Origin of the sequence: Iodidimonas sp. MBR-22 (assembly GCF_029946565.1) — a bacterium.
GTDB lineage: Bacteria > Pseudomonadota > Alphaproteobacteria > Sphingomonadales > Rhodothalassiaceae > Iodidimonas > Iodidimonas nitroreducens.
In genome coordinates this window covers 24,229-30,678 of record NZ_JARKVQ010000022.1, presented here as the reverse complement: position 1 = coordinate 30,678, position 6,450 = coordinate 24,229, and the positions used below count along the sequence as shown (strand labels likewise).

General features: G+C 54.0%; 6 protein-coding genes. 4 read left to right on the top strand and 2 right to left on the bottom strand.

The features are described 5' to 3' along the window. Positions 1-554: 554 nt before the first annotated feature. The 4 genes from QK300_RS12820 to QK300_RS12805 all read left to right on the top strand — a co-directional run bounded on the left by QK300_RS12820 (position 555) and on the right by QK300_RS12805 (position 3,456). Positions 555-1,358, top strand: coding sequence for a LuxR family transcriptional regulator (locus tag QK300_RS12820; RefSeq protein ID WP_281302109.1), 804 nt, complete (start codon positions 555-557; stop codon positions 1,356-1,358). Between the two features lie 357 nt (positions 1,359-1,715). Next, positions 1,716-2,333: an acyl-homoserine-lactone synthase gene (locus QK300_RS12815; protein WP_281302110.1), complete on the top strand. Its 618-nt coding sequence runs from the start codon at positions 1,716-1,718 to the stop codon at positions 2,331-2,333. Between the two features lie 42 nt (positions 2,334-2,375). After that, positions 2,376-3,266 carry a phytanoyl-CoA dioxygenase family protein gene (locus QK300_RS12810; protein ID WP_281302111.1) on the top strand — a complete coding sequence of 297 codons (891 nt, stop codon included), beginning with the start codon at positions 2,376-2,378 and terminating at the stop codon, positions 3,264-3,266. Next, entirely contained in the window at positions 3,253-3,456 is a 204-nt protein-coding gene (locus tag QK300_RS12805; RefSeq protein WP_281302112.1) for a hypothetical protein, read from the top strand. The genes QK300_RS12810 and QK300_RS12805 overlap by 14 nt, the downstream gene beginning before the upstream one ends. A gap of 266 nt (positions 3,457-3,722) precedes the next feature. Here the strand turns inward: QK300_RS12805 and meaB are convergent, their stop codons facing one another. Continuing rightward, positions 3,723-4,736, bottom strand: coding sequence for a methylmalonyl Co-A mutase-associated GTPase MeaB (gene meaB / locus QK300_RS12800; RefSeq protein WP_281302113.1), 1,014 nt, complete (start codon positions 4,734-4,736; stop codon positions 3,723-3,725). A gap of 23 nt (positions 4,737-4,759) precedes the next feature. Next, on the bottom strand, positions 4,760-6,424 hold the full coding sequence (locus tag QK300_RS12795) for a hypothetical protein (protein ID WP_281302114.1): 1,665 nt from the start codon (positions 6,422-6,424) through the stop codon (positions 4,760-4,762). Positions 6,425-6,450: the final 26 nt, after the last annotated feature.

Below are 6,450 nucleotides of genomic sequence, written 5' to 3'. Positions count from 1 at the left end.
CTTTTGAAATGTCGCATCCGACACAGCTTGGGTGTATGATCATGGTGCCTATCCCTGTGCTACGAGGTCCGCTCAGACGGCCCCAGTCTGCCCTTCAGATGTGGCAACTGTTCAGGTTTGGGTACTCAGGAACGCGGGCGGGGATCCATGCCGGCTCACGGTCTAAAAAACCAGGGATCCAACGATCTCCCGCCCGCACCCATCATATCACAGCCCCAACACACAGGGATCCATCTCGTGATGGGCTCAGCATGCCAAAGATGGATCCGGCTCGGGGGCGCATCATTTCATGCTGCACCGCGTCCGGGACGACGGTTGAGAGTGTGATCGGGATAATGCGACGAGCCCGCGATAGCATCATGCGCCCTTTAAACGAAAACTTTATGCCAATCTTGCATAAAAATCACAAATAACAATCTATGGTTGATTGTGCGAACGCGAAAAATATTTATTAATAGGCTGATGAGATGCTGAGACATATCTGCGCACGATAAAAGCATCAAACGCCATAGGATGCTTTGCTGAGAAAAACAGGGAGGCAACGTTAGGAATAGATGGTTCATTTTGCCATTGTTCAAAATTTCATTGAAACGGTTCAAAGATGCCACAGCCTTGATGAAGCTGGGTCTGTTTTTGAAACGACCATTGCCGAACTGGGCTGTGAACATTTTGCCTGCCTGTCTCATGGCATTCCGGGGCAAGCGGATCACACCGCTTTTGCCCTCCATAATTACCCTGAAGAATGGATTTCGACCTTCATCAAAAACCGCTTTGATCTTGATGATCCGGTTTTATCCACCAGTGAAGCACGCACTTTGCCATGGCGCTGGGATGATCCGGCCTGGAAACATTCGCTGAATGCAAAACAGCATCAAATTCTTAATTGTGCAGGTGAATTTGGCCTCGATGTGGGGTTCAGCATCCCCATTCATTCCCATGGAACCGTGACCGCCTCCTGCTCGGTGATCCACAAGGAACAGATCGATCCTGATGTGATCAGCGCCATCCATCTGATGGCTTTTTATCTTTATGAAACCGGCCGCCGCTTTTGCGCCGCCAGCCGCTTTCAGAAAAAATCCCCGCTTTTAACCGCCCAGCAAAAACGTTGTCTTGAACTTGTGGCCCAAGGAAAAAGCGATTGGACCATTGGCACGATTTTATCGATCAGCCGCCATACCGCCACATCCCATGTCACGGCGGCAATGCGTCGTTTAGGGGTCGCCACCCGTGTTCAAGCCGTGGTGCAGGCGCTTTTCATGAATGAAATCGCCTTTCTCGATGTCACGGGGCCTGATCTTGTCACAACGCCCTTGACCATGGCGCACCGGCCATCAAAAAGCCAATCTCCCTCCCTTTAAGCGTGTAAATCTTCACGCTGAGGATGAATTTTCACAAATGCAATGACCTGCCTTTGGGGATCAGGCGTTCATGTTTCTTTGATCCTGTCAGAATCCATTTTTTGAATAATCACAGGTTTATTATACAATAGATTATTGTTTATTTAAAAATTGCCCCTTGGAAGAGAGCTAAAAAAAATCCACTTGCATTTTTCTACTCATTAGAGAATAATCAAATCACATAGTACTACAGATTTGTAAATTAACTCTATAAACAGGCTTTTCAGGCCGTCAACCTATAAACCTATGGGAAGAACAGCCTCCACCCATCCCTGATACAGTCACCCCTCGTCACCGCTATTATGAGGGAGCACTATCATGGTGATCTGTATTCCGCCGAGCCAACATGCGGAATTTTCCGCTTTGATCAATCAGACATTGCAACACAGAAAAACCGTGTTCATCGATGAACTGGGATGGTCGATCCCCGCTCAAGGCCTGATCGAGCGCGATGAATTTGATGATCACGCCACCTATTTCATTTCGGTCCGCAACCAAAGGGTGCTGTCATCAACCCGCCTGCTTCCCACCGACCAGCCGCATCTGATGTCGGAATATTTCGACGATCTGTGTCAAGGGGGGGCACCCCGTGCGCCCGATATCCTTGAAATCAGCCGTATGTGCGTCTCGCCCCAGATGCGCTCCCCCGCCCGGCGATCTTATGAAATTTCAAAGCTGGTCACCGCCTGCCTTGAATATAGCCTGCTGCGGGATGTGCGGGCTTTAAGCTTTGTCACCAGCACCGGCTTTATCCCTTCGATGCTGCGTGTGGGGCTGACCCTGCTGCCCCTGGGCCTGCCGCGCCCAACTGAAACCGACATCATCAGCGCCTGGCAATTACAGGTCAGCCCCCATGCCCTTGATGCCTTGAGCAGCCATTTCAAAATGACCCTGCCCCTGATGCGCATGGCTGATCAGATCAGAATTGCCGCTTAAATCACAATGAAAAACCTTCGCCCATTAATAGGGAGATCATCAATGACAGCATTGCCAAATAGCCTGATGAGCGAGGCGCAAGACAACAGCGCGCTGATCAAAAAATTATGCAAGGATGGCTATGTCATCTGCAACAATCTGATGGCCCAAACCACTTTAAAGCGCCTGCGGACCGAACTGGAGCCATGGTTCTTGCAAACACCGCGCTGTGAGGGCTATTTTTATGGCTATCAAACCACGCGCTTTGGCCGTCTGCTCACCAAAACCCCCGCTATCCAGCCCTTGATCACCCATCCTTTCATCAAGGATCTGAATGAACAGATTCTGGGGCCGCATTGCGATTATTATCAGCTCAATCTAACACAGGCGGTGCGCATCCACGCGAATGCCCCGCAACAACCGCCCCATCGTGATGAAGATATGTGGCCAACACCCCATAAGGCGCATGAATTTCTGATCAATGTGCTGTGGGCGATCGATGATTTCACCGCCGAGAATGGAGCCACGCGGCTTTGGCCGGGCAGCCATCGGCAGGATGGAAAGCTGCACGATCCCGATGCCAGCCAAATGCCCGAAATCATGGAAATGCCTGCGGGATCGGCCCTGATTTTTTTAGGCTCAACCCTTCATGCCGGCGGCGCCAATATCGCCCGCACCCACCGCACCGGGATCATCGTCAGCTATAGCCTTGGTTGGCTTAAAAGCTATGAAAATCAATTCCTTGCCTATCCACCCGAGGAAGCGCGCCACTTGCCGAAAGAGCTGCAGGATCTGATCGGCTATCGGCTGCATCGGCCCAATCTGGGCGGCTATGAAAATCACTGCCCATCCGTTTTGCTGCAATCATCCGGACGCCCCGCATCCCTGCCGGCGCGCGATGCCCTACCCCCTGAAATCGATGCTCTGTTAAAAGAGGCCTATGAAAATGTATAATGATGTCATCAAGATACCGGAATTATCCCGCGATACACTGCTTGATTTCCACAAAAAAATCAGCGAATTGGCCAATGAAGCCAAAAGCATGGATATCGAGCTGGTTGCGCTTTTGCTCAATAGCGCAGCCCTCAATCTAGAAGAACTGGTGGGATCGCAACATCCGTGCGATGACAGCAAGATGCACTGACCCCGCCTTTCTATCCCACAAAAAACCAGCCCCGCCGCGCCTTGCCGTGTCGGGGCTTTTTGCTGTCCCGATCAAATGCAACCAAAAGCGCAAGATGACGACAAAAAAATGCGGCCCCGCTGATCCATCCTCTTTATGGCCGCGTAAGGATAAGTACGAGAGTTGCATCACCATTTGCCTGGCATCCCATCACCCCAGCCCCAAGCCCATGCCAGGCAAAACTGGACGGTCCCCACAAAGGACCGTCCCTTTTTTTGCGGATGCCTTCAGATGAAATCGCCCATGCCAAAATGCGCCAGCAGCTTTTCGGCGGCGAGGGTTGCGGTGATGCGATCGTCTTTCACAGCGGCCATCAGATCGGGCAAGGCCGCTTTCACCTCAGGGTTAGCGCGAAACCGGCTGAGCAAACGATCTTCCACCATTGCCCACATCCATTTGATTGTCTGTTCTTGCCGCCGCTCATGAAATAAACCGCTTTTAATCATGATTTTATGATGCTGCTGCATCCGCGCCCACAGATCATCAAGGCCCTGGTTCAAAAGGCCGGAAATCGAAAGCACCGGCGGCTTCCACGGGACATCGGCGGCGGTCATGATCTGCAGGGCCGATGCATAATCGCGGGCCGCCCGCCGCCCCTGATCAGGGGCCTGATCGGCTTTATTCACCGCGATGATATCGGCAAGTTCAAGAACGCCTTTTTTGATCCCCTGCAGCATATCCCCAGCCCCCGGCAGCATCAGCACCAAAAACAGATCAACCATATCGGCAACCACATATTCCGATTGCCCGGCCCCCACCGTTTCCACCAGAACAACATCATATCCAGCGGCTTCGCACAGCAGGATCGTTTCCCGGGTGGCACGGGCCACCCCCCCCAAAACCCCCGATGATGGCGATGGCCGGATGAAGGCACAGGGATCAACAGCCAGCTTTTCCATGCGGGTTTTATCCCCCAATATCGAGCCGCCACTGCGCCCCGATGAAGGATCGACAGCCAGCACCGCCAGCTTTTTTCCCATCGCTGTGAGATTGCTGCCAAAAGCATCGATAAAGGTTGATTTCCCAACGCCGGGCACCCCGGTAATGCCGATGCGATGGGCTTTTCCGGTTTCGGGCAGCAGGCGGGTCAAAAGCGATTGGGCGGCTGCCAGATGATCACTGCGGCGGCTTTCCACCAATGTGATGGCCCGCGCCAAAGACGCCCGATCCCCAGCCCGCACGGCGGCGGCCAGATCGGCCAGGCCCTGTTCGTCCCATCCCCGGGATTTTGCGTCTTCCATGCCGTGCATAGCCCCCAATGGCTTTAAAAAGCGCCCCAATAAATGGGCCTGAGGCGGAAAAAAACCTGCCGCCCCACCTCTGCCTGTTTATCCAGCACATCCTCACGCCCGCGCAATTGCTCAAAGCGCGCCTGCAGGGTCTGGAAAAAAGGCGCATGAAGCGCAGAAAGATCGGGCTTCACCAAAGCCAGCAAAGCATCTTCGCGGGTTTGCTCCCGATCCAAACGATCAATGAGATGCGCCGCCGCCCGATCCAGATCATCAAGGCATAAAAGTGCGATCTGCGTTGCCCGGGGATTAAGCATCGGCTGTTCCAGCAAAGGCCCAAGGGCGGCCAAAGCCTGATCAGGCTCGCCCATTGCTTCATAGGCACAAACGGCAATCTGGCGGATGAAAAACTGGCCATAGCGGGAAATCGAGCCAAATTCCGCCCGTGGTGCCGCATCAAGGGCCGATTGATAGCGCCCCTCCCCCAAAAGAATGGCGGCATAATTGATCTGCTGGTTCACAAGGCCCGGAATGCGAGCCGGATCAAGGGCTGCGATCTGGCCCAGAAGGCTGATGGCCGCTTCGGTTTCCTCGATATCCAAAAGCGCATAAGCCAGTTCATTGGCCACCCATAAAATCTGCGCGCCAAGGGGACCGGAAAGCTGGCGCATATCCACCGCCTGCATCACCGCCCCCCCCAATTGCACGGCCCGATCCGATAAGCCGTGGCGGCGATAATCTTTCATATGCTGACGAATGAGGACAAGGGAATTGCTATTGCCCTGCCGCACCTGCGCGATGAATTCAAGCTCCCGCGCGGTGATCGCCGCCGCCGTGCCATAAAGGGTATCAAGACTGCGCCAAAGGGACGAAAAACGGCGATCCACCATCATGCCAACGACCAGATCGGTTTCATAAATTGCCTTCAGCAGGGCTTCGGCTTCAAACAATCGCCCCCGAACCCCCAGCATTTGCACAAGATCGCGATAAAGGGCATCGGGCCTAGCATCGGCAGGCGCTCCGCTATAATTCGCATCCCTTAAAGCCAGCAACAGATCAAAGGCCAGATCATCGCGGCCCAAACCGATCACGCCATTTTTGATGGCCATCACCGCTGCTGTGTGCACGGGGCGGGCAAGATCGGGGCGAATCCCGGCCAAAGCCTTTAAATCCTGGGCGGCGGGTATCCAATCGCGTTGGGTATAGGCGAGCAAAAACCGCTCATAATGGGCTTCCGCCGGGGCATCAAGAAATGCCAAGGCCTTATCAAGGGCTTCGCGCGCCGCCTCATGGCGATTGGCCAGCACATGCGCCTTGGCCACCGCCAGCCATGCCCGGCCCCGGCGATCCCGCTCCAGATTGCCCTGATCCAAAGCGGCCTGCGCCAAAAGTGCCGCCTGCTCATAATGGCCCGCCTCATAAACCCTAACGAAATCAAGGGGTTCATCTTCGCTTGCTTCAGCCTGCGTAGCTTCAGGTGCTTCAGGGTCTGTGGCTTCAGGGTCTGTGGCTTCAGGGGTCGTTGCTTCAGGAGCAGGCGCATCTTGCGTGCTCGCCAAAGACACATCAGCGGGCCCCACTAAAGCCAGCCCAAAAACCACCGCAAAAAAAACGCCTCTCAACACCCATCTCACAATCCGAACACCTTTCTGCAATTCATTGAGGCGATCATAAACAGCTTCAAGGGATGCGTCGATCATTCGCAGGCAGTTTCAGCAAGCTGTGA

Bases quoted from the DNA above. Each gene is read 5' to 3' on its own strand.
- QK300_RS12820 (WP_281302109.1), top strand. From the start codon at position 555: ATGGTTCATTTTGCCATTGTTCAAAATTTCATTGAAACGGTTCAAAGA.
- QK300_RS12815 (WP_281302110.1), top strand. From the start codon at position 1,716: ATGGTGATCTGTATTCCGCCGAGCCAACATGCGGAATTTTCCGCTTTG.
- QK300_RS12810 (WP_281302111.1), top strand. From the start codon at position 2,376: ATGACAGCATTGCCAAATAGCCTGATGAGCGAGGCGCAAGACAACAGC.
- QK300_RS12805 (WP_281302112.1), top strand. From the start codon at position 3,253: ATGAAAATGTATAATGATGTCATCAAGATACCGGAATTATCCCGCGAT.
- meaB (WP_281302113.1), bottom strand. From the start codon at position 4,736: ATGGAAGACGCAAAATCCCGGGGATGGGACGAACAGGGCCTGGCCGAT.
- QK300_RS12795 (WP_281302114.1), bottom strand. From the start codon at position 6,424: ATGATCGACGCATCCCTTGAAGCTGTTTATGATCGCCTCAATGAATTG.